General features: G+C 42.7%; 22 protein-coding genes. 9 read left to right on the top strand and 13 right to left on the bottom strand.

Translation table 11 applies throughout. The annotated features are described in order from the left end of the window. Window positions 1-38 precede the first annotated feature (38 nt). From KW060_RS10790 to KW060_RS10815, 6 genes are read right to left on the bottom strand one after another with little or no spacing between them, the layout of a single operon-like run. The gene (locus KW060_RS10790) at window positions 39-869 is read right to left on the bottom strand and encodes a TIM barrel protein (protein WP_249034834.1); all 831 of its coding nucleotides are present in this window, start codon (window positions 867-869) and stop codon (window positions 39-41) included. Between the two features lie 11 nt (window positions 870-880). Further along, entirely contained in the window at window positions 881-2,578 is a 1,698-nt protein-coding gene (locus tag KW060_RS10795; protein ID WP_249034835.1) for a GMC oxidoreductase, read from the bottom strand. Then, window positions 2,578-4,275, bottom strand: coding sequence for a GMC oxidoreductase (locus tag KW060_RS10800; protein WP_249034836.1), 1,698 nt, complete (start codon window positions 4,273-4,275; stop codon window positions 2,578-2,580). Before KW060_RS10800 ends, KW060_RS10795 begins: the two co-directional genes overlap by 1 nt. A gap of 9 nt (window positions 4,276-4,284) precedes the next feature. Further along, window positions 4,285-4,824 (bottom strand): gluconate 2-dehydrogenase subunit 3 family protein, encoded by a 540-nt coding sequence (locus tag KW060_RS10805; RefSeq protein WP_249034837.1) that lies wholly within the window; start codon window positions 4,822-4,824, stop codon window positions 4,285-4,287. Beyond that, complete coding sequence (locus tag KW060_RS10810) at window positions 4,824-5,879, bottom strand: sugar phosphate isomerase/epimerase family protein (RefSeq protein WP_249034838.1); 1,056 nt, start codon at window positions 5,877-5,879, stop codon at window positions 4,824-4,826. The genes KW060_RS10805 and KW060_RS10810 overlap by 1 nt, the downstream gene beginning before the upstream one ends. Before the next feature lie 4 nt (window positions 5,880-5,883). Continuing rightward, the gene (locus tag KW060_RS10815; protein WP_249034839.1) at window positions 5,884-7,065 is read right to left on the bottom strand and encodes a Gfo/Idh/MocA family protein; all 1,182 of its coding nucleotides are present in this window, start codon (window positions 7,063-7,065) and stop codon (window positions 5,884-5,886) included. Between the two features lie 131 nt (window positions 7,066-7,196). Between KW060_RS10815 and KW060_RS10820 the strand changes: the two genes are divergently transcribed. Continuing rightward, window positions 7,197-8,189: a LacI family DNA-binding transcriptional regulator gene (locus tag KW060_RS10820; protein ID WP_249034840.1), complete on the top strand. Its 993-nt coding sequence runs from the start codon at window positions 7,197-7,199 to the stop codon at window positions 8,187-8,189. After that, window positions 8,186-8,962 (top strand): 3-keto-disaccharide hydrolase, encoded by a 777-nt coding sequence (locus tag KW060_RS10825; protein ID WP_249034841.1) that lies wholly within the window; start codon window positions 8,186-8,188, stop codon window positions 8,960-8,962. The genes KW060_RS10820 and KW060_RS10825 overlap by 4 nt, the downstream gene beginning before the upstream one ends. Here the strand turns inward: KW060_RS10825 and glk are convergent. The 6 genes from glk to KW060_RS10855 form a co-directional block, all read right to left on the bottom strand. Beyond that, complete coding sequence (gene glk / locus KW060_RS10830; protein WP_249034842.1) at window positions 8,959-9,921, bottom strand: glucokinase; 963 nt, start codon at window positions 9,919-9,921, stop codon at window positions 8,959-8,961. The two genes, KW060_RS10825 and glk, sit on opposite strands and share 4 nt — an antisense overlap. 69 nt (window positions 9,922-9,990) lie before the next feature. Then, complete coding sequence (pgl, locus tag KW060_RS10835) at window positions 9,991-10,689, bottom strand: 6-phosphogluconolactonase (protein WP_249034843.1); 699 nt, start codon at window positions 10,687-10,689, stop codon at window positions 9,991-9,993. A gap of 2 nt (window positions 10,690-10,691) precedes the next feature. Next, the gene (locus KW060_RS10840) at window positions 10,692-12,038 is read right to left on the bottom strand and encodes a glucose-6-phosphate dehydrogenase (NADP(+)) (protein WP_249034844.1); all 1,347 of its coding nucleotides are present in this window, start codon (window positions 12,036-12,038) and stop codon (window positions 10,692-10,694) included. Between the two features lie 88 nt (window positions 12,039-12,126). Further along, on the bottom strand, window positions 12,127-13,686 hold the full coding sequence (locus KW060_RS10845) for a sodium/sugar symporter (RefSeq protein ID WP_249034845.1): 1,560 nt from the start codon (window positions 13,684-13,686) through the stop codon (window positions 12,127-12,129). An 88-nt stretch (window positions 13,687-13,774) separates the two neighbouring features. Then, a complete protein-coding gene (locus tag KW060_RS10850) occupies window positions 13,775-14,131 on the bottom strand; it encodes a group I truncated hemoglobin (RefSeq protein ID WP_249034846.1) in 357 nt (118 codons plus the stop codon). Window positions 14,132-14,251: 120 nt separating this feature from the next. Beyond that, entirely contained in the window at window positions 14,252-15,517 is a 1,266-nt protein-coding gene (locus tag KW060_RS10855; protein WP_249034847.1) for a PQQ-dependent sugar dehydrogenase, read from the bottom strand. 144 nt (window positions 15,518-15,661) lie between these two features. On the opposite strand from KW060_RS10855, the gene KW060_RS10860 reads away from it, so the two are divergent. From KW060_RS10860 to ptsN, 7 genes are all read left to right on the top strand, one after another. Further along, window positions 15,662-16,276: a ribonuclease D gene (locus KW060_RS10860; protein ID WP_249034848.1), complete on the top strand. Its 615-nt coding sequence runs from the start codon at window positions 15,662-15,664 to the stop codon at window positions 16,274-16,276. Between the two features lie 168 nt (window positions 16,277-16,444). Next, window positions 16,445-17,104, top strand: coding sequence for an LPS export ABC transporter periplasmic protein LptC (lptC, locus tag KW060_RS10865; protein ID WP_249034849.1), 660 nt, complete (start codon window positions 16,445-16,447; stop codon window positions 17,102-17,104). A 15-nt stretch (window positions 17,105-17,119) separates the two neighbouring features. Then, a complete protein-coding gene (locus tag KW060_RS10870; protein ID WP_249034850.1) occupies window positions 17,120-17,647 on the top strand; it encodes an LptA/OstA family protein in 528 nt (175 codons plus the stop codon). A 77-nt stretch (window positions 17,648-17,724) separates the two neighbouring features. Beyond that, entirely contained in the window at window positions 17,725-18,498 is a 774-nt protein-coding gene (gene lptB / locus KW060_RS10875; RefSeq protein WP_249034851.1) for an LPS export ABC transporter ATP-binding protein, read from the top strand. Between the two features lie 15 nt (window positions 18,499-18,513). Further along, window positions 18,514-20,052, top strand: a complete 1,539-nt coding sequence (gene rpoN, locus KW060_RS10880; protein ID WP_249034852.1) for an RNA polymerase factor sigma-54 — start codon at window positions 18,514-18,516, stop codon at window positions 20,050-20,052. Window positions 20,053-20,260: 208 nt separating this feature from the next. Continuing rightward, a complete protein-coding gene (hpf, locus tag KW060_RS10885; protein WP_249034853.1) occupies window positions 20,261-20,845 on the top strand; it encodes a ribosome hibernation-promoting factor, HPF/YfiA family in 585 nt (194 codons plus the stop codon). A gap of 31 nt (window positions 20,846-20,876) precedes the next feature. Then, window positions 20,877-21,326, top strand: coding sequence for a PTS IIA-like nitrogen regulatory protein PtsN (gene ptsN, locus KW060_RS10890; protein ID WP_249034854.1), 450 nt, complete (start codon window positions 20,877-20,879; stop codon window positions 21,324-21,326). 82 nt (window positions 21,327-21,408) lie between these two features. On the opposite strand, the gene KW060_RS10895 is transcribed toward ptsN, so the two are convergent. Next, window positions 21,409-22,869, bottom strand: a complete 1,461-nt coding sequence (locus tag KW060_RS10895; protein WP_249034855.1) for an SPOR domain-containing protein — start codon at window positions 22,867-22,869, stop codon at window positions 21,409-21,411. Window positions 22,870-22,873 lie beyond the last annotated feature (4 nt).

Genomic DNA, 22,873 nt, shown 5'->3' on the forward strand with positions numbered 1-22,873 from the left:
CTCCCTATTTTTACATAGGGATGAGCTTACATGATGAATTACCGAATTTCAAAGCTCTTTATAGCGGTCAGACTTTCTGCCATAAAGACCGCTTCATCATCCGCTTTATCATGCTCTGCAAAGAAATGTTTAAGCCCCGCTTTTGATGCTTGGGAAAGGATCGCATCAAAATCAACATCCCCCTTACCCACATTCATCATTTTACCGTCATTCCTGCGGTCCTTTAAATGACACATCGGGAAACGTCCAGGATATTTCGCAATATAATCAAGCGGATCTTTTCCAGCATCAATCAGCCAATAAAGATCAAGTTCCGATGCAAAAACATCGCTTGATAGCTGATCCATCATCATTTCAAACGGAACTACACCATCAATTTCAATAAATTCAAACTCATGATTATGATAGGCAAATTTCAAACCCGCTTTATTGCATTCTTCCCCAATTTTTTGGAATTGTTCAATATGGTGTTTATATTGATCAAGCGTTTCTCTTTCATTTGGTTGTAGCCACGCAAGCGTTATATATTGCTGTCCCAAGGTATGGGCATTTTCAATTTCAGTTTTTAATTTATCACCGATCAATTGATCCAATATTACATGCATAGATGGCGATACAAGGCCCGTTTGATCTAATATCGTTCTTACTTCAGAAGCACTTTTTCCCAATAAGCGATAAAGCTCGACCTCTTTATACCCAAGGGCAGCAAGTTGTTCGAAAGAACGTTCCATGTTTTCACGGACCATACCGCGAATACCATATTGCTGAATGCCCGGGTTTGTAATTTTTGCCGCATTTGCGGGTGTCATTCCAAACAAACTTACTGCGCCAAAGGCGGCAGTTGTGGCTAAAAAGTTTCTTCTGTTCATGAAATCACTTTCTATAATTTTCCAGCCTTAAGCTGCGTTGCGGCATAATCAACAGCACGTGCGGTCAACGCCATATATGTCAATGACGGGTTTTGACAGGCCGATGATGTCATACTGGAGCCATCGGTGACAAAAACATTATCCACTTCATGGGTTTGGTTATGTTTATTAAGCACGCTTGTTTTTGGATCATGTCCCATACGCGCCGTTCCCATTTCATGAATAGCAATACCCGGCGTCATGCTGCCCTGATAACCGCGGACGTTCTTAAGCCCCGCCGCTTCCAGAATTTCAATGGATGTTTTCAACATATCTTCACGCATGGCTTCTTCGTTAGGGCCGTATGTACATTCAATTTCAAGCTGCGGCAGCCCCCATTGGTCAACTTTCGTTTTATGGAGTTCCACTTTATTGTCATAACGCGGCAGCATTTCACCAAATGCACCGATGGACATTCTCCATCCGCCTGGTGTTTTAAAGCTTTCCTTAAAATCAGCACCGAACCCTTTTTTATCAAGGTCATCACGCCAGCCATAACGACGCGCGCCACCTTGCCAACCAAAGCCACGAACATATTTTTCTTCCTGACCATGCAGGTTTTTGAAACGCGGGATATAAATTCCTGTGCCGCGACGGCCAATGTAATATTTGTCTTCGAAGCCGTCCAAATCACCGGACGCGCCCGTCGCATAAAGATGATCCATCAAATAATGACCAAGCGCGCCACTTCCATTGGCGAAACCATTTTGGAAATCTTCGCTGGTCGACTGAAGCATAATTTTCGTCGTGCCCAATGTGGACGCGCATAAGAAAACAACTTTAGCCGTATGGTCGGTAACTTCTTTTGTTTTTGAATTAATAACGCGTACGCCTGTAGCTTTCTTTGTTGCCGGATCATAAAGAACACGTTCAACAATTCTATCCGTTAATGTGGTTAGATTACCCGTCAAATTCGCCGCTGGTAATGTTGCAGACTGACTAGAGAAATATGCACCAAGCGAACAGCCACGGTAACATTGGTTACGTGACTGACACGTGCTACGCCCCAATGATTGTTGCAGTTCTGTTGGTTTCGTTAAATGCGCACAACGGCCAATGATTAATTTCACATCTTCCATTTTTGCTTCAACGCGCTTTTTAACCTCTTTTTCACCGCAATTAAGTTCCATTGGCGGCTGGAAAACACCATCCGGCAATTGCGACAGCCCTTCCATAGAGCCACTAATACCTGCGAATTCTTCTACATGGTCATAATATGGCTTTAAATCCTTATAACGGATCGGCCAATCAACACCATGGCCATCTTTTTTATTGGCTTCAAAATCAAGGTCGCTCAAACGGTAACTTTGACGGGCCCATTGCAATGATTTACCACCAAGGTGGTCGCCACGGATCCACGTAAACGGTTTATCTTCCGGATGGGAATATGGATGTTCGTGATCTTTCACAAAAAAATGTTTTGTGCCGTCGCGTAACGCATAACATTGCTTTTGAATTGGATGATGTTTATCGGCATATTTCCGGTCAACACGGTCACGATATTTTAATTCCCACGGGTCTTTATTTTCGCCAAGGTAATCTTCACCATGTTCAACATGCCTACCGCGTTCCAAAAGCAGGGTTTTAAACCCTCTTTCCGTAAATTCCTTCACGGCCCAGCCACCGGAAATACCGGAGCCAACAACGATTACATCAAATTCTTCAGTCATTAGAGCTTCCCTATTTTCATTTGTTTTGCCGCGTAATCCGCTGCACGTGCCGTAAATGCCATGTATGTTAATGACGGATTTTGGCAAGCTGATGACGCCATCGCTGCACCGTCCGTGATAAACACATTCTCCACGTCATGGCATTGGTTGTAACCGTTTACGACCGCTTCACGCGGATCATTGCCCATACGCGCCGTACCCATTTCATGGATACTTAAGCCAAGGCTGTCTTCGGTATTATAAGTTGTGATATTTTTAAGGCCTGCTGCCTGCATGATTTTCACTGCTTCTTCGCGCATGGCTTTTCTGATTTTCTTATCATTTTCACCAAACTTCGCATCAATATGAAGCTGCGGCATTCCCCATTTATCCACTTTGGTTTTATGCAAGGTCACACGGTTATCCGCCATTGGCAGCATTTCACCATATCCTTCAAGGCCGATTTCCCACACGCCAGGCGTTTTAAAGCTTTCTTTAAAGTCCGCACCGAACCCTTTATCAGACAATCTGCTGCTCCAGCCAAGTCGACTACTGCCACCCTGATAAGCATAACCGCGTAAGAAATCCTCTTCATCGCGTTCAAGGTTGGTAAAGCGTGGCAAATAAATACTGTTTGGTTTTCTGCCAATATAATAATGATCCTGAAAACCATGAAGTTCACCAGTCGCACCCGTAAATGCAAGATGATCCATCAAATAACGACCAACCGCATCACTACTGTTGGCGAAACCATTTTGGAAATGTTCACTTGTTGAATTCAGCAGCACTTGCGCCGTGCCAAGTGTCGACGCACAAAGGAAAATAACCTTTGCGGAATATGTTCTGCCTTCCATGGTGTTGGCATCAACAACGCGAACACCCGATGCACGTTTGGTTTCATCATCATAAATAATACTGTGAACAATACTATCAGTGGCAATTGTCATATTGCCTGTTCTATCCGCCGCTGGCAGGGTTGCCGACTGGCTTGAGAAATAAGCACCAAGCGAACAACCGCGCTGACATTGGTTGCGTGATTGACATGTCCCGCGCCCCAGTTCCATATGAACTTCCGTCGGTTCCGTAAGATGCGCACAACGCCCCGGTATCAAACGTCTGTCATCAAACGCTTTTTCAATACGTTTTGCGAATTCTTCTTCCGCGCAGTTAAAACCAATCGGCGGCAAGAACTTGCCATCCGGCAATTGGTCCATGCCTTCCATGGTGCCACTGATGCCAACGAATTCTTCAACATAATCATACCACGGTGCCATGTCTTTATAACGAACCGGCCAGTCCGTGCCGTAACCATCACGGGCGTTGGATGAAAAATCCATGTCGCTCCAACGATAGCTTTGACGGTGCCATAATAACGAACGCCCCCCAAGATGATGTCCCCTGATCCATTCGAAATTGCGCCCTTCCGGCACGGAATATGGATAATCCACATCGTCATTAAAGAAATGCTTCGTGCTATCCTTAAAAGCATAACAACGTTTCTGTCTTGGATATCTTTGATCCGCAAGTTTGCGGTCAACCCGGTCACGAAACTTCATTTCCCACGGGTCTTTATTTTCACCAATGTAATCTTCGCCGTGCTCCACATGACGGCCACGTTCAATCACAAGGGTTTTAAAACCTTTTTCACAAAATTCTTTGGCTGCCCACCCGCCGGAAATACCGGAACCAACGACGATTACATCAAAATCTTCGGCCATAATAATTCCTTAAGTCGCCCAGGTTCTGCCGACTTTTTCAAACGGCACGCATCCTTCGTATGGTCCAGGATATTGTTCGTACCTAAGTTCTTGTTCCGCGCCGATCTGTGATGAGAAATAACCAACGAGCGTCAATTCTTTAAACGTCTGGAAGAATGTTTTGCCCTCTTCTGCTTCTTCGTTATCTAGCTTGGTCATAATGGCATGACGTTCTGATGCTGATCCGTTCATAAATCCGCTATCAACTGCATGGAGCCCTTTCATGAATGTGGCGCGTTCATCATCATAATACCAATCACCGACAATGGCGTGGATATATTGATGTACTTTTGCGGCCTTTGCCCCCGGTGTATCCGTATCAGGAATAATCATGTCGGCCATTTCCGCTACAAGATTAAGTTCCGCGTCACTAAAGACCGGATTATCGACGTCAATTCGTTCCTGCGCGAATGCGCCGGACATCACACCAGATACAACAGATGCAGACAACGCTCCACCCGTCATAATCGCAATATTTTTAAGAAGCTGTCTTCTATCAATTTCTGACATCATAAAATTCCAATCAGTTTTTTGTTTAAATTCTCATCTGATCCGCCACCGGCAAAATCATCAAAACTATATTCACTTGGGCGGATGATATGTTCATTCACGAACACTGCCCCTTCGCGGGCACCATCTTCCGGATGCTTCATGCAGCATTCCCATTCTACCACAGCCCAGCCATCAAAGTCATGTTGGGTAAGTGCGCTGAATATCCCTTTAAAATCAACCTGTCCGTCCCCTAATGAGCGGAAACGCCCCGGACGATCAATCCAATCCTGATAACCACCATAAACGCCACTGCGTCCGTCACAGTTTAGTTCCGCATCCTTAACATGCATCATTTTGATACGGTCATGGTAAATATGGATAAATTCAACATAATCCATACCCTGTAAAATGAGGTGGCTTGGATCATAAAGAATATTGGCGCGTGGATGATCATCAACCGCTGCAAGAAATCTTTCAAAGCTGACACCATCATGCAAGTCTTCACCTGGGTGAAGTTCATAACAAACGTCACAACCAACCCCATCAAAGGCATCAAGAATAGGTTTCCAGCGTCGAGCCAGTTCTTTAAAACCTTCTTCCACTAGCCCCTTTGGTCTTTGCGGCCACGGGTAAACCGTATGCCATAATAGCGCGCCGGGGAATGTCGCATGCGCCGTTAACCCCATGTGTCCGCTTGCCTTGGCCGCCATCATTAACTGCTCAGTCGCCCATTTTTCTTTGGCCTGATGATCACCACGAGCATGCTCGGGCCCAAAATCATTAAAAAGTGTATCGTACGCAGGGTGGCAAGCTACAAGTTGCCCTTGAAGGTGTGTCGAAAGTTCTGTGACCTCCACACCATATTTAGCGCAGGTTGCCTTAACATTATCACAATAATCTTTGCTTGACGCCGCCTTTTCCAAATCAAAAAGTCTGCTATCCCAAGTCGGAATTTGAACCCCTTTATATCCAATGGACGCGGCCCATTCGACGATTGATTCAAGTGAATTAAATGGTGCTTCGTCACCCACAAATTGCGCCAAGAATAATGCAGGTCCTTTAATTTGTTTCATATTGTTATCCCTGAACCTTTATTTCCGACCATTTTTCATTCGAATTGGAATTACCAACAACGGCTTCAATAAACGCCATGCCGCGAACCCCTTCATCAATACCGATAAGGTCAGCACCACGATATTCACCGTCATAGGCGCGAATGGCTTCTGCAAACCCGGTATATAGATTTGCGAATGCCTCAAGATATCCCTCCGGGTGACCGGACGGTGTGCGGCATGCGGCATGTGCCTCCGCATATAAATTGGATTTATCAACCCCCGCCGTGATGATTTGCATCACATCACCATATGGCTTGTACTTAAGTTCAAACGGTTTCATTTGTTCCCACTCAAGCCCACCTTTTTCACCGAAGAGCTTAATTTTAAGTGCATTTTCCTCGCCAGCGCAAACCTGACTTGCGGTTAACGTGCCCGATGCACCGTTATCCATTCTGAATAAGAGCGAACCATCATCATCAAGTTTTCTACCGTCCACATAAATATTCAAATCGGCACACACATGTGTCATCGTTAGGTTGGAAATATATTCCGCCAAATTATGAGCATGGGTTCCAATATCCCCCATCGCACCTGCAACACCAGAACGGGACGGATCAGTACGCCAACCGGCTTGTTTATTATCTTCGTTACCCTCTTCAAATTGTGAAAGCCATCCTTGCGGATATTCCACCAGGATTTTTCTGATCTCACCAAGTTTTCCGTCTTTCACCATTGCGCGCGCTTGTTTGACCATCGGATAACCAAGATAGGTATGGGTTAAGCCATAAAGCAGTCCTGTTTCATGAACGATACCCCGTAATTTTACCGCCTCTTCCAAACTTAATGTCGCAGGCTTATCGCTCATAACATGGAAGCCAGCTTTTAATGCGGCTTCTGCAGGTGGAAAATGCATATGATTTGGTGTAACGATGGCGACGAAATCCATGCGTTCCCCTTCCGGAAGGGCGGCTTCTTTTTCCATCATTTGATGAAAGTCATCATATACACGCGCAGGATCAAGAAATAAGTCAGCACCAGCCTGTTTTGATTTTTCGGGGTTACTGCTGAATGCACCGCAGACCAATTCAATTTGGTTATCAAGTCGTGCTGCCATTCGGTGTATTTCACCGATAAAGGCACCCGGGCCGCCACCGACCATACCCATTTTTATTCGACGATGTCTGGATACACTTTTTTCAGCCATGTTTTTTCTCGATTCTATATTTTGTGTGATAAAAAAATGTAATCAATTACATTTTAATTGGCAAGCCAAATTTATAATTGTATGCTATAATGAAATTAAATCTGGAAACTGATAATTCAGGACTTATAAAAATGGCAACAATTCGTGACGTATCAAAATTGGCTGGGGTGTCTGTCGCTACGGTCTCTCGTACGTTAAGCCACCCTGATAAAGTAACCGAAAAAACCCGCAAAAAAGTTCACGCAGCAATCGAAGAAACAGATTATAAACCGGATGTTCTGGCGCGGAATTTCCGCACCCGCAGGTCATCAAGCATCGTTGTACTTGTGCCCGACATTGCAAACCCGTTCTTTTCACGTGTTATTCGCGGCATTGAAAAACAGGCGCAGATACTGGGTTATTCCGTTCTTCTTGGCGACACCCAAGGCATGCGGGAACGTGAAATCACATATACCAAAATGGTAAACACGTCACAGGCTGACGGGATCATTCAACTGGATAGTCATATTCCGTTCGAAGACCAGAATAAAATCACAGCCCCGATTGTAAATGCATGTGATTGCGTGCGCGGCACAGATCTACCCTCAGTGCAGCTTGATAACATTTCCGCCGCCGAAGATATGACCGATCACCTGATTTCATTGGGTCATAAAAACATTGCTGTCATTTCCGGACCGGAAGAACATTCAATTACCAATGATCGTCTATCAGGTCATATAAAGGCAATGGAAAAAGCAGGCATTCATTTTGACACTTCAAAAGTAACCTATGGTGATTATTCAATCCAATCCGGTGTCGAGGCCGCAGAAAAAATATTTAATATGTTCCCGCGCCCATCCGCTATTTTTTGCATGAATGATGAAATGGCTATCGGCGCTATTCATCGGGCCAAGCAAATCGGCTTTTCCGTGCCCGATGATATTTCCATAACAGGGTTTGACAATATCAGCTTTGCAGAATTTTGTGACCCGCCCCTTACTACGATTTCACAACCTGCCGAAGAGTTCGGCACAACGGCCATGACCATGCTTTATAAAGTCATGCGTGAAGAAGAATTAAAACAAAAATATAAACTGCTCCCGTTTGAGCTAATAACAAGACAAAGTACAGGACCCGCGAAATGATCAGAAACTTAATTTTAACTGCAGCTCTTTCATCATCGATGGCATTAACCGCACAGGCTGATGAAAACTGGATTTCACTTTTTAATGGTGAAAACCTTGATGGCTGGACCGTAAAATTCAGTGGATCAAAGGTCGGTGAAAATTATAAAAATACATTCCGCGTAGAAGACGGCAAACTGGTCGCAAGTTATGATGAATATGACGAATTTAACGGTGAATACGGCCATATTTTCTATAAAGAAAAATATTCCCATTATAAAATCAAACTTGAATATCGTTTTGTTGGTGAACAAATAAAAGGTGCGCCAAACTGGGCAAAACGCAACAACGGCATTATGTTCCACACCCAATCACCAGAAAGCATGGAAATTGATCATGGCTGGCCGGTATCATTAGAATTCCAACTACTTGGTGGTTTAAATGATGGTAAAGAACGCCATACAGGAAATGTATGTACACCAGGCACCCACATCACAATTCATGGTAAGTTTGAAAAAGAACATTGCCTTGATTCAACATCAAAAACATACCATGGTGATCAATGGGTTACAGCTGAGTTAGAGGTAAAAGGCGATGAATATATCCGCCAATATATTAACGGTGAATTGGTGCTGGAATATTTCAAACCGGTTGCCGATGGAAATGACGGTGAACAACCAGCACACCCGATGAAAGATGGCATGCCTGTTACAGAGGGCTACATCGCATTACAAGCAGAAAGCCATCCGACAGAATTTAGAAATATTATGCTTCTGGATTTAAGCAGCGATTAAAGGAACATACCGGAATAATATGCCGCCGCACCGAATAGCGCCGGATATTCTTCCATAATCAGGTGTGTTTCAATATCCTTTACAAATGGCAGCTTTTCATTTTCTTCGAATTTTTCTCTAAAGTTGCTGTCGAGGAAGAAATCTTTAAGCTTGGGCAAAACGCCGCCAGCGAGATAAACGCCACCGGTCGCATTAAAGGTCCCTGCCATATCGCTTGCAAAACTACCGAGCATACCTGAAAATATCTTGATCGCCTGCACACTATCGGGGTCATTGTCATCCGACGCCATCTTGTTAATTTCAGCAGGATGCAGCCTTAAATTATGAGTGCCGTTTATGATGCCAAGCGCATAATAAATATTGCTGATCCCACGCCCGGAAACCATTTCTTCAATAGAGACACGGTGATATTCATCAGCAATAATTCTGTTAATTTCTTTTTCAAGGTCACCACTTGCTGAAAAGCCTACATGACCACCTTCACTAGCGACGGCCTTCCATTTATCACCAACTGAAACAAGTGCACCAACACCGACCCCTGTTCCGGGGCCAAGCACAACCATATTACCGTTTTCGGCAACCTCACCACCACCGATTTGAACAAGTTGATCCCCTTTTAAAAGCGGCATAGAACAGGCATGAGCACAATAATCATTCATGACCTTAACTTCTTCCATGTTCAGATAACTTGCCAATTCCGATTGTTTAAATTCCCATGTTCCATTGGTCATGGTTACAAGATCACTGTTTACCGGCCCTGCAAAAGCAATGGATGCACGCGCAGGCCTTTTACCAACATGCGACAAATAATCATTCACCGCATCTTCAAGGTATAACCAGTTTTCCGTTGGACACATGTTGATATTATTCAAACTTATGTCATTTTCGTCATTGATTGATGCAATCGCGAAACGGACATTTGTGCCGCCAATATCTGCAACCAATAATTCAGAAGTCATTCAATCTTCCCCATTTTATTTCTTTTATTCCAGTTCAACACTAACCATTGATGATGTCAATATGACAATTCATTCCGCCCAATATAGTGTAACTGGCACTTTATCCTGATTAAGTAAATAACTAACAGGCAGTTCATCAGTTTTACCCAAACTTGCCTTTTCAAATACTTTTAATTTTTCATCACCATAGAAAAACAAAATAACTTGTTTTGAATTCAGGATACAGTTTAACGTCATTGAAATACGGTCTACTTCGCCGTTTCCACGAACAATCGGCGCACACCTATTAGCATTCCCCTCGTCCATTGCAACTATGGTGTCATGAACACCCGGAAAAAGTGATGCCATATGCCCGTCAGTACCCATGCCAATTAATACAACATCAATTGGCGCAGGAAATGTGGCCAGTTTGTTTTCTGTTTTCGGCTGTCCATCACGCGGGTTATCGGGTGATGATTTTAACCCGACATAATTTGCGGATGATGCATTATTTTGCAAAAGCATATTTCTGATCAATTTTTCATTACTATCATCATGATCAGGTGCAACCCATCGTTCATCGGTTGGCGCAAACCAAACCTTATCCCAATCGAGGGTTTCTTTTGACAATTTCTCATATAATGGGCCCGGTGTAGTGCCACCAGATAGCAGCATTGATGCCTTGTTATTTTCAGAAACACCATTATTCAAAGACTGAATAATTTCGTCGTTTAAATCATTAATCAGGCTTTCACGATTTTCATATTTTTTTACTGATATATTTTTCATTGTTAATCCAGTGTTGGCCCATTTGAGCCTGCTTTATAATTTTCAATCTGTTGATTTGTTGTGGCCCATCCAGCTCTAACGGCATCAATCCACTTCCATGACGCCATGATTTCATCATCACGTACAAAATAGGTCTGATCCCCCTTGATGATTTGATGAATTAAAAATTCATAAGCCTCCGGCACCCGAATATCGTCCGCGACCAGTTTTTCATTTATTTGAAGATCATTAATATGTGATAAATTTCTAAACCGAATTTCCGGCTGAATTTCAATGAAAAGTTTTTGATCATTTTCAAGAATAATTTCCACTTCAGCTTTTCTTTCGGATAACCTTTTACCCGTACGCAAATAAAACGGCACATTCTGCCATCGATCATTTTCGATGTATGCTTTGATGGCAACGAATGTTTCACCAGTTCCCGCTGCACTCTCATTTTTCATTTTTATTTCATCGAGGTATCCTGGCACACTTCCCCCATCCAATTCACCCGCGATGTATTGCCCTTTAACGGTTAACTGATTGACGTTCGTTTCATCAATGACGGAAAGCCTTTTAACCGCTGCAACCTTTTGATCCCTGATCAAATCCGCCTGCATTTCATCTGGCAAATCCATGGCAACCAATGACAAAATCTGCATTAAGTGGTTTTGCACCATATCACGCAGCACACCGGCACGATCAAGAAACTCAACACGCCCTTCAACACCGACTTTTTCAGAAACGGTGATATTAACGCGTTTAATATGATCTTTATTCCATCTGCGTTCCAATGCTGGATAATTATTTCTGATTTCCAGTATTTTTTGCAAGGCAGGTTTACCCAGATAATGATCAATTCTAAAAATTTGTTTTTCATCGAATGTGCGGCTTAGCAGATCATTGATTTCTTGCGCGCTTTTTACGTCTTCACCAAGCGGTTTTTCAACAACCAATCTTGAAAATGAAGGGTTTAATTCAAGCGATTTAATTTGTTCACAAACTGGCGCAAACATTGTTGGCGGTACAGATAGGTAATAGATTATTTCTCTGTCAGTATCAGCTTGAATATTTAGACAATCTGCTAATCCTACCCAATCCTCATCGCTTGAAAGATCGACTTTTTTATAAATCAGGTTATTTGCAAAATCAGCATAGACAACCTCATCAAAATCATCCCCGACAAATTCCTTAAGCTTGGACTTAACAAGCCCTATGAACTCTTCATGTGATTTCGCGGCTCTTGAAACACAGGAAATGCGAAATTCGGAAGGCATATTGCCATCGCGATATAAATAATAAAGCGACGGCAGTAATTTTCTGAGCGATAAATCACCCACACCACCAAATATCACAAAATCAAGTTTCATTAATTTCAATCCTTAACAATTTCCCGAAATGTAATCGGTTACATTGTTGTTGGCAACCATTTTATTTATGCCTTTAAACATTAGCTTTTTACCACCAGGTAATATAAATAACCGATATAACGATTAAGACCGCCACAGCGACAATATTATAACTTTTTAATGTATGAAAATCTGCTTTTTCCATTGTATGGACTTGATCACTTTCTTCTTTCACCATCAATGATGTTAGAACAGCAAGCCCCAAACAAATGAAAAACACAAAATTCATCCGATCCAGGAACGGCACTGTCGGCCATAACACTTTAAAGACGACGGAAGCGACGAATGATCCAATCGCCGCCGCTAACGCACCTGCAGGTGTCGTTCTGTTCCAGAACATACCAAGCAAGAAAATCACCACGATCCCCGGTGTAAAGAAACCGGTATATTCCTGAATATACTGAAACGCCTGATCAAAATTTCCAAGAAGTGGTTTTGCCGCAATCATCGCAATAATCAGCGATGAAAAACTGACCAAACGCCCAACCAACACATAATGATGTTGGCTTTTTTCCGGCTTATAATAACTATAAATATCCATGGTAAAAATGGTCGAAATGCTGTTTGTCATGGAACCCAGTGACGATACAATCGCCGCCACCAATGCCGCAAATACAAGCCCAAGCATACCAGCCGGCATCAAGGTCATTAATTGTGGGTACGCCTGATCCGAAGTATCAAGACCAGGGAACAATGAAAATGCTGCTATACCCGGCAAAACGACGATAATCGGCATAATAACTTTTAAAACTGCCGCAAAAGCAATCCCCTTTTGCGCTTCCTGAATGCTTTTGGCCGCTAACGCCCGCTGAATAATAAACTGGTTAAATCCCCAATAACCAAAATGCAACACCCACACTGCACCAATCAAGGCAGTAATGCCCGGCAAGTCTTTATAATACGGATTATCTTTAGACAGGATCATGTCGAATTTTTCCGGCGCCGTTTCCGTCAACGAAACAAAACCTGCGATCACGCCATTGCCATCAGATATCATATTCAATGTCGTGTAGGATAAATATAGACCACCAATCACAAGCAATACCACTTGAATGATATCAGTAAAAGCCACTGCTTTTAGCCCGCCATATAATGAGTATGCAGCCGCAAATGCACCAAGAAATAAAAGCCCATAGAAAATATCGACACCCGCCACCGTATTAATGGCAAGTGACCCAAGCCATAAGACAGATGTCAGATTGACAAAAATATAAACCCCAATCCAGAAAATCGCCATTACCAAGCGAACATCATGATTGTATCTACTTTCCAGATACTGCGGCATTGTATAAATGCGATGTTTAAGGAAAATTGGCAAAAAGAACTTACCAACGATCATGAGTGTAATCGCCGCCAACCATTCATAGGAAGCGATCCCAAGCCCAAGCGCATAGCCAGACCCCGACATTCCAATGATTTGTTCAGCCGAAATATTGGCAGCAATCAATGACGCACCGATCGCCCACCATGTTAATGAATTACCCGCAAGGAAATAATCTTTGGTATCTTTTTCGTGGCCTACTTTTTCTCTGGAAACCAGTGTCGCTATCAATATTAATCCAACGACATAAGCGACAAAGATTCCAATATCCAGCGTCGACAAATTCATTTTTCTTCCCTAATTTCTTTTTTAATTCATTAAGCACTAACATGAATTACAAAAACATTAAAGAAGCTTTATTAACGAGAATACGTCTCTAAACAGCGACCACTTCCGGTCTTAACTGATAAAAAATATAAAGGACTTCAGATTTTTCCTGGTCCCCGATACCATTGCTATCCAATGCTTTCATCACATCATCCACAGCAGCCATATATTCATTATCGCTGATGTTCATTCCTTTATGAACCGCGAGCATCCCTTCGCCTTCGTAACAAGCAGGGCCACCTGAACCTGTAATGAAAAAATCAGAAACCATCTTTTTTAACTTATCATGGTCACTGCTTTCAAATCGCGCCTTAATCAATGGGTTAACATTATGGTTTTCAACAATGTCATTGGAAATTTTTACTATACCGTCTTCACCACCTAATCTCTCAAATAATGATGTCATAATAATTCCTCCTTCCTTAGATTATTACGAGAAAGAGTATATATGATTCTCAACCTAAAAACAAAAAAGGCATCTTGCATAATCCGCAAAATGCCTTTTCTGAATTATTCTAAAGAGATTTTATTCTTCTACTGGTGCTGTGATTTTTAAAATTTTTCTATTCGGCACATCTTGTAAAACATAAATCGCACCATCAGCACCCTGACTTACATGACGAAGACGGTGACCCGGCTCATCAAGAAGGCGTTCTTCCCCGGCTACATGGTCACCTACTAACACCAAACGTGACAGATGCATGGATGACAGCCCCGTCAAAAACAGGTTTCCTTTCCACTGCGGGAACATGTCGCCTGTATAAAACATCATAGACGACGGTGCGAGTGACGGATCCCAGAAATAAATGGGTTGCTCTGTGCCATCTTTCATTGTGCCACTTTCACCTTCTTCCCTCTCACGTGGCATCGGACTATATGCAACATACGGCCATCCATAATCTTTACCGGCGGCCAATACGTTAATTTCATCGCCTGTCGTTCCACCTTGATCAGCCACCCAGAAATCGCCAGTGTTTGGGTTCTTCGCAAGACTGTTTGAATTACGAAGGCCGATAACGTACGCCATATCATTTACATCATCATTGCCAATGAATGGATTATCGCTTGGTACCGAACCATCTGTATTAAGACGAAGAACCATGCCTAGGGTATCTTTTAAATTTGGTGATCCCATTGGGCTTTTACGTTGTGTCGTGATCAATAGCTTACCGTCATCATCGAATGCCATTCGGCTAGGAACAGTTTCAAGAATTACTTTTACATCTGACAGGCTTTTCTCATCAGCAGTAAGCATTGCACTCGCCACACGCCAACTCCCCCATGGATTAGCGGCCTTATCTTCACGGGAAAGCGCATTCCATTCTTGGCGTTCCTGCCCTGATTTTTGGTATGCCTCATCGGAATTATCCGTTTCATAGCCATCTGGTGCCGCAAGATAGCTAAAATAAATCATGCGATTATTTTCAAAATCCGGATCAAGAATGATATCATTTAAACCGCGCGATCCCCAGGCGCGAACGGCTGGCATTCCTTCAATTGGATCGGATACACTTCCATCTGGAGAAACAACGCGAATACGTCCCGGCACTTCAGTAACAAGCATATTGCCATTAGGCATATGGGCCATCGTCCAAGGTCTGTTAAGTCCAACTACGAAATCGGTGAGTTCATATCTTGCACTTTTCTTCGCTATTGGGGCACGGGTTTGGCCATCAAAGGCCGCTTTTCCTTCGTAATTTGGCCTTTGCTGCTGCGCCGAAGCAGAAAACGCCATTGCCGATGCCGCTACCACCCCAAGCATCATTACAGTTTTTTTACCAAACGAATTCATTAAATTTCTCCCTGTAATATTATAAACTAGCGAAAGTATAGGTGAAGTCCCCCATCAAATCAAATATGATCACAAATCTTTTCTATATTGCACTTGCGAATAATATATTGATAATAGATACTTAAATAAAAAAAGAGAAAAACAATGGCAATTTCATTACACAAAGGCGACCTGCCTGAAGACGTAAAGTTCACGGGTGCAGTCGCCATCGACACAGAAACAATGGGGCTTAATCCACATCGCGACAGGTTATGTCTGGTGCAATTATCATCCGGTGACGGCAATGCGCATCTTGTACAAATTGCCGCAGGTCAAACGGAAGCACCAAATCTGCTTAAATTATTAGAAGACCAATCGGTCACAAAAATATTCCATTTTGCTCGTTTTGATGTTGCCATATTAAAGAAATATCTTAACGCGGACGTCGCCCCTGTTTATTGCACAAAAATCGCATCAAAACTGGTCAGAACCTATACCGACCGTCACGGATTAAAAGATTTAACGCGTGAACTCTTAAATATCGATATTTCAAAACAGCAACAAAGTTCAAACTGGGGCGCCGATGAACTTAGTCAAGCACAGCTCGAATATGCGGCATCAGACGTTTATCACTTACATAAAATGATGGAAAAACTTGATAAAATGCTCGAAGTCAGCGGTAGAAAAGAGATGGCATATAAATGTTTTGAATTTTTGCCTACACGCTGTGAACTTGACCTAAAGGGTTGGGATAATACAGATATTTTCGCCCATAGCTAAAAAACGCTTTTTCCGAACTAAAAATCATTGCTTTTACCTTGAAGCAAGGCTTCAGAAGGTCTACATTTAAAGGATGTTATTTGGGCTCCATGATTTTGCCAAATTTACCCGTTAACAATGCAGAATCATCAGGTTTTATGACAAAATAATATTGGACATTGAAATATAGTGAGCACACACCCGGATCAAATACTTAAATCAAATGAAACGGTTTCATTCGATGAAAACGACCGTCAGGTACATCGGGCTGACAATTTAAAGAAAACCATCCCGGTTTTAACCCTGATCGCGCTTCTTTGCTTGATCCTTTACCCGATCCTTGCATCACGTGAAAACAGCTTCACACTGGCTATTGACCGCCTTGAGCAACGCGATGAAAAAGCAAAACTAATTAAACCCAGCTATGTTGACGTCGATAGGAATAATAATCCCGTCAATATTTCCGCTGAAAGCGCATACCGTGAAGAGAACGAACATACGGATTATTTCTTTACCAATTTAATCGCTGAAATGTCACTACCATCCGGCGAAGGTATTGAAATCAACGCCGTGCGTGGTGCATTGAATACGGGCACACAAATTATGGATCTTGGCGGTGAAATCACCATCCTTTCTGAAAAAGGGCTGCTATTAAGATCAACAGAAGCAACATTTATAATTTCAGATAAGATTGCGACGGGTAAAAACGGGGTTACCGGTATCGCATCTTTTGGCCGTTTCAGCGCTAATAATTTCGAAGCCAATGTGGGGGAAGAAATTATTACACTAAACGGTAATGTAAAGATTAATTTTGATCCCAATAAACCACTTGATCTTTTTGGGAATTAAGAAAGTTATTTTAGAATGAACAGTTATATTTTTTTGGGGCTTAAAAGCATATTGTTAACGGCATTGATGACCATGGCATCATACGCACAGGTTTCAGCATTAAAAGAACATGATGTTGAAAACCCCGTTGATATTAGTGCGGACCGCCTTGAAGTAAAACAAAAGGAAAATATTGCATTATTTACGGGAAATGTGGTTGTCAGTCAGTCTGATATGTCACTTGTATCTGACCGTATTACTGTTTTCTATGAAGGGGAAAGCAATGCTGAAAGTACATCATCCATTTCAAGACTTGATGCATCTGGAAACGTTGTCCTTACCTCACCAACAGAAACAATTCGCAGCACATGGGGTGTTTATGATTTTGCAGAAAAAATCATAACGCTTGGCGGTCAGGTTGAATTTAATAATTCGGAAGGGCAAATAAAAAGCCCACGATTACAGGTAAATTTAACCACTGGTCAGATTACAATGGATGGCGGCCGCGTTGAGGGACAAGGTGAAGGCCGCGTCAGTGGACAATTTACCCCACCGAGTGAATAAAAAATTTATTTTCTGATATTGAAAAAATATGATTAACGCTTACATATTATTAATCAGTTGATGAGTAAAATAAAAATATGGAAAAAATAATAAAGCTTTCAACACCGGAACATCACTCGTCTTCTCTTGAAGAAGGGTTGGTGGTTGATGCAGTCGAAAAAAAATACCGCAAAAAAACAGTTCTGCGCGGCATTTCCATGCAAATCAGAAAAGGCGAAGTCGTCGGCCTTCTCGGCCCTAATGGCGCCGGTAAAACAACAAGCTTTTATACTATGGTTGGTTTGGTGCTTCCTGATTCAGGACGTATTCTTCTTGATGGTCATGATATTACACCAATGCCGATGTATCGCCGCTCTCGTCTTGGCATCGGATATCTTCCACAAGAGTCATCAATTTTCCGCGGCATGACCGTCGAAGAAAACATCTGGTCAGTCCTTGAAATTTGTGAATCTGATCCTGCAAAGCGTGCTGAAAAACTTGAAAGCTTGCTTGATGAATTTGCCATTCAGCATATCAGAACATCACCTGCGCTTGCATTATCCGGTGGTGAGCGTAGACGTGCAGAAATCGCACGTGCACTGGCATCAGGGCCGTCATATATGCTCTTGGATGAACCATTCGCGGGGATTGACCCGATTGCTATCGCAGACATTCGTAATTTGGTATCACACCTTAAAGACAGGGACATTGGTGTACTGATTACCGATCATAACGTAAGAGAAACATTGGATATCATTGACCGCGCCTATATCATTCATGATGGTCAGGTATTGATGTCTGGTACACCAGAAGAAATCGTCGAAAACGAAGACGTAAAACGCGTTTACCTGGGTGAAAACTTCAGTTTATAAGAGGAAAATTAATATATGGCATTAACGCCACGCCTTGACATTAAACAAACACAGTCGCTTGTGCTAACCCCACAATTGCAGCAAGCGATCAAAATGCTACAACTTTCCAGTACCGAACTGGTTGATTTTGTCGCAGATGAAGTTGCGCAAAACCCGATCCTAGAATATGGGGAAAAATCTGACGGCAGTGATACCCCAGCCCCCGAAAACAATCCGGATGAAACAGCCGGACAGGAACAAACCCCAAAAACTGCAGATGATTTCTTACAGGAACACGCCCCTGTTGGCACTGATGGTGACACACCGCTGGATACCGATTTTAGCGGAATGTATGATGACAACAGTTCTTCAGATAATATGGGCACTGTGCCGGAACAAAACCTGGGTCTAAACGGCAGTAATATGATTACTGGCGGCGCTGGAAGTTTTGATTTTAGTGACACAGGTATTGATGAAAAACAATCCGACAAGCTTTCGTTAAAATCGCATCTTGAAGAACAGCTTTTATTATTACAAGCCGCCCCCTATGAAAAGGTTATCATTCAATATCTGATCGGGTTGACTGATGAAGCAGGCTATATCACTGAAGAAACACCGTTAATTGCGGAAAGATGTGGTTGTTCAGAAGACGATATCGAGCGCATTTTCAAAATCGCACAGACAATGGAACCGTTAGGGGTTTTTGCCCGTAGTTTAAGTGAATGCTTAAAAATTCAGCAAATACAAGCTGACCGATATGACCCTGCAATGGAAACATTCCTTGATAATCTTGAAATGCTTGGTGACGGGAAACTTAGTGAACTTCGTAAATTATGCGATGTCAGTAAGGAAGATTTCCTGGATATGGTTGAAGAGATTAAATCTCTTAACCCGAAACCAGGTTTAGAATACGGCGAGGATATTGTTTACACAGTCGTGCCAGATGTGTTTGTCAAACAAACCCCAAAAGGAAAATGGTTTGTCGAGCTGAATAATGACACGTTACCGAAAGTACTTGTAAACAACAGATACCTTAAAGAAGTGGGCGAAAACCCGCTTAAGAAAGAAGACAAAGATTATATTGATGAATGTGTTTCAAAAGCCAACTGGCTTGTAAAGGCGCTGGATCAACGCGCGAAAACCATTCTTAAAGTTTCAAGTGAGCTTGTAAAATTACAAAAGAAATTCTTAAATGACGGCATTCAATATCTTGCCCCTATTAATTTGCGAACCATCGCAGAAGCCATTGAAATGCATGAAAGTACCGTGAGTCGCGTTACAGCCAACAAATATATCGCAACCCCAAGAGGAATTTTTGAAATGAAATTCTTCTTCACAACCGCGATTGGATCTGTGGACGGTGACAATCAACATTCATCCGTTTCAATTAAATATAAAATTAAACAACTCATTGATGACGAGGACCCAAAAAAGATCCTTTCCGACGATAAAATCGTCGAACTGGTCAGGGCCGAAGGCATTGATATAGCAAGGAGAACCGTGGCAAAATACAGAGAATCATTAAATATCCCATCTTCCGTTAAAAGAAGAAGAATAAAAAACCCTGCCCTTTGATTATTCATAATTTTTTGAGAGGGACATTTACAGATAGCACAACTCTCAAAGGACAGGAAAAACGAAGCTATAGATTGAAATAGCTCGATGGAAGAAGCGGAAAAATCGTGAAAACTTGACAGATTGGCAATGACACACTAACTTCCGCGACCTTGATGGTGTATTTATACACTTAATGCAGAGCTATCTGAGATAGGAACTGACTACAATGAGAATTACTGTTACTGGAAAACAATTAGATGTTGGCGCAGCACTTACTGAGCACGTGGAAGCACGTCTAGAAGGCAGTGTTAAAAAATATATCAGTCACACTATTGAAGGTGATGTAACACTGACAAAAGTGGCGCATTTATTCCGTGCAGATTGCAAGATCCACATCGGCCACGGTGTATATCTTCAATCAAGTGCAGAAGAGACAGAAATATATGCAGCATTTGATTCAGCAGCAGACAAGTTAGAAACCAGATTACGCCGTTACAAGCGCCGTATCACAAACCATCACAAAGAACGCAGCAATAAAGAAGAGCTCAACGCCGTATTTAAAGCGCAATATAACGTCTTTAATGTAAACGATGACGCTCCTGCTGATGAGGGTGATGGTGAAGCAACACCAATGATTATTGCTGAAATGGATATGGACATTCCTGAAGTAACAGTGAGTGATGCTGTGATGCGTCTGGATCTGGGTGAGCTACAAACACTAATGTTCCGAAACAGCGGCCACGGCGGCATTAACGTCGTTTATCGCCGTCCGGATGGTAATATTGGGTGGATCGACCCTAAGACATCATAATCCTATTAACAACGTATGAGTATGCATCTGGATGGATATTTCAGATTTAATCAGTCTAGAAACTATATACCCGAACCTGAAGGCCAGCAGTAAAAAGCAACTTCTTCAGGAGCTCGGGTCTATAGCCAATTCAAAAATTGAAAAAGAACCATTTGAAATAGCAAGCATCCTGATGGAAAGAGAGCGCTTGGGATCAACGGGCGTTGGTCACGGCGTTGCTATTCCGCATGGCAGGTTCGGTGAACTCGACCATATATTCGGTGTTTTCGCAAAACTCGAAAAACCGATTAATTTTGATAGCATGGATGACCAACCAGTTGATCTTGTATTTCTGCTTATGGTTCCAGAAGAGGCTGGCGCAGATCATTTAAAGGCACTGGCAAAAGTGTCACGTGTTTTTCGTGATCAAGGCATTTGTGAAAAACTTCGCGGTGCTGATAATAGTGACGCCATCTTTGCTATTCTGAACGCAAGCCAATAACTCATATATAAAATAACAGCTCATTAAAAAAGCCCGCATGATGAAAATCATACGGGCTTATTTTTTAATATAATCTCGCTAATTAAAGCGCGCCATCCTGTGGCTGTGGCGGTAATTCTTCACGGTATTTAAATTGATCCGCAAGACGCTTATCGCTTTCTGATTCCGGAACATCACCTTCTTTAATTTCAGGTGGACGCACCCAACAATCTGTACCAAGTTCTTGAATTTTCTGACATGCGACGCGTGCCTCTTCATAACTTGTAAGTGGACCAGCGTTCAATCGATAGAAGAAACCACTTGGATATGTACCGCGGTCACCAAAATCAATCTCAGAACGTCTTGGCTCAAGGTGGCCAATAATGTCGAAATATTTCTTCTTAAGCTGTTCCCAACCCGGGCGAAGCTCTTCTTTTGTACGATATGCCGCAATTTGAAGCGCCCAACCTTCTGGGCCCAATAATGCTGGTACACCATCATCTTCTGGCTCTGGCTCTTCAATAACCGCAACCGGCTCTGGTGGTACTTCCATCAGACGCGCAACCGTAATCGCCTTAGTCAGGTCATTATCATCATCATTAAACACTTCGTTTGCTGAATCCGTTAGATCTGTTTGGTCATTACCAGATTGCGAAAGAACAGAATCAAACCTGTCATCCGCTGGCATCGCTGTCAGCATACGGTAATAATTCAAGTTTTCATTTGTAAGCTCAGGCCCACTATCAATGGATAGAAGACGCGCAGACATTATTTCGTTACCGGATAGCGCATATGCCATAGCCAGGTTTTGACGATGACTCGCACCAGCATCACGGTGCTGCGCAGCCTGTTTCAATACTGAAATGGCTTCGTCATGACGTGATTGCAAAGCAAGAGATAAACCATAATTATTCAATAGCTTCAGATTGTCCGGGTCAAGTGCAAGACCATCTTTATAAACTTCGAGTGATGCATCGCGGTGCCCTTGAATATCAAGCGCAATCGCAAGTGAGCTCATGGCTTCTACATCACCTGGGCTAACGCGGTTAGCTTGTTGCAAATATGGAAGCGCACGTGTCGGTCTATTCAGTGCAAGGTAAGCAGAACCAAGTCCCTTTAACGCGGCAGTGTTTTGGCCATTTTTGCTAACGGCCATTTCATACGCTTCAATCGCATCATTATATTGGCCAATACCAGCAAGGCTATCACCAAGTCCGACAAGCGGCGCCGCTGAATCAGGTTGAATTCTATGGGCACGTCGATAAAGCGGAATAGCCGCTGAATGATCACCCTTATCGGCCATTTCATGCGCAAGCACTAGAAAGCTGTTATTGGCATTTGCCACTTGAACCGATCCCGTTCCTTCGTAAGAAGAACCAGCCTCAACACGTTCAACAGGTGTATATTCATCACTTGCGTTATATACACTTGTTTTATCGCTATCGAAGCCCATGTATGAACAGGCAGACATCAAAAATGACATTGAAACCAAAGCAAGCGGGCGACTGATTTTTGCCCCCTTACCGATTGAGTTTGTATTTCCAAATCCCTTGACATTTAACATATCA

It is taken from the genome of Pseudemcibacter aquimaris (assembly GCF_028869115.1).
GTDB lineage: Bacteria > Pseudomonadota > Alphaproteobacteria > Sphingomonadales > Emcibacteraceae > Pseudemcibacter > Pseudemcibacter aquimaris.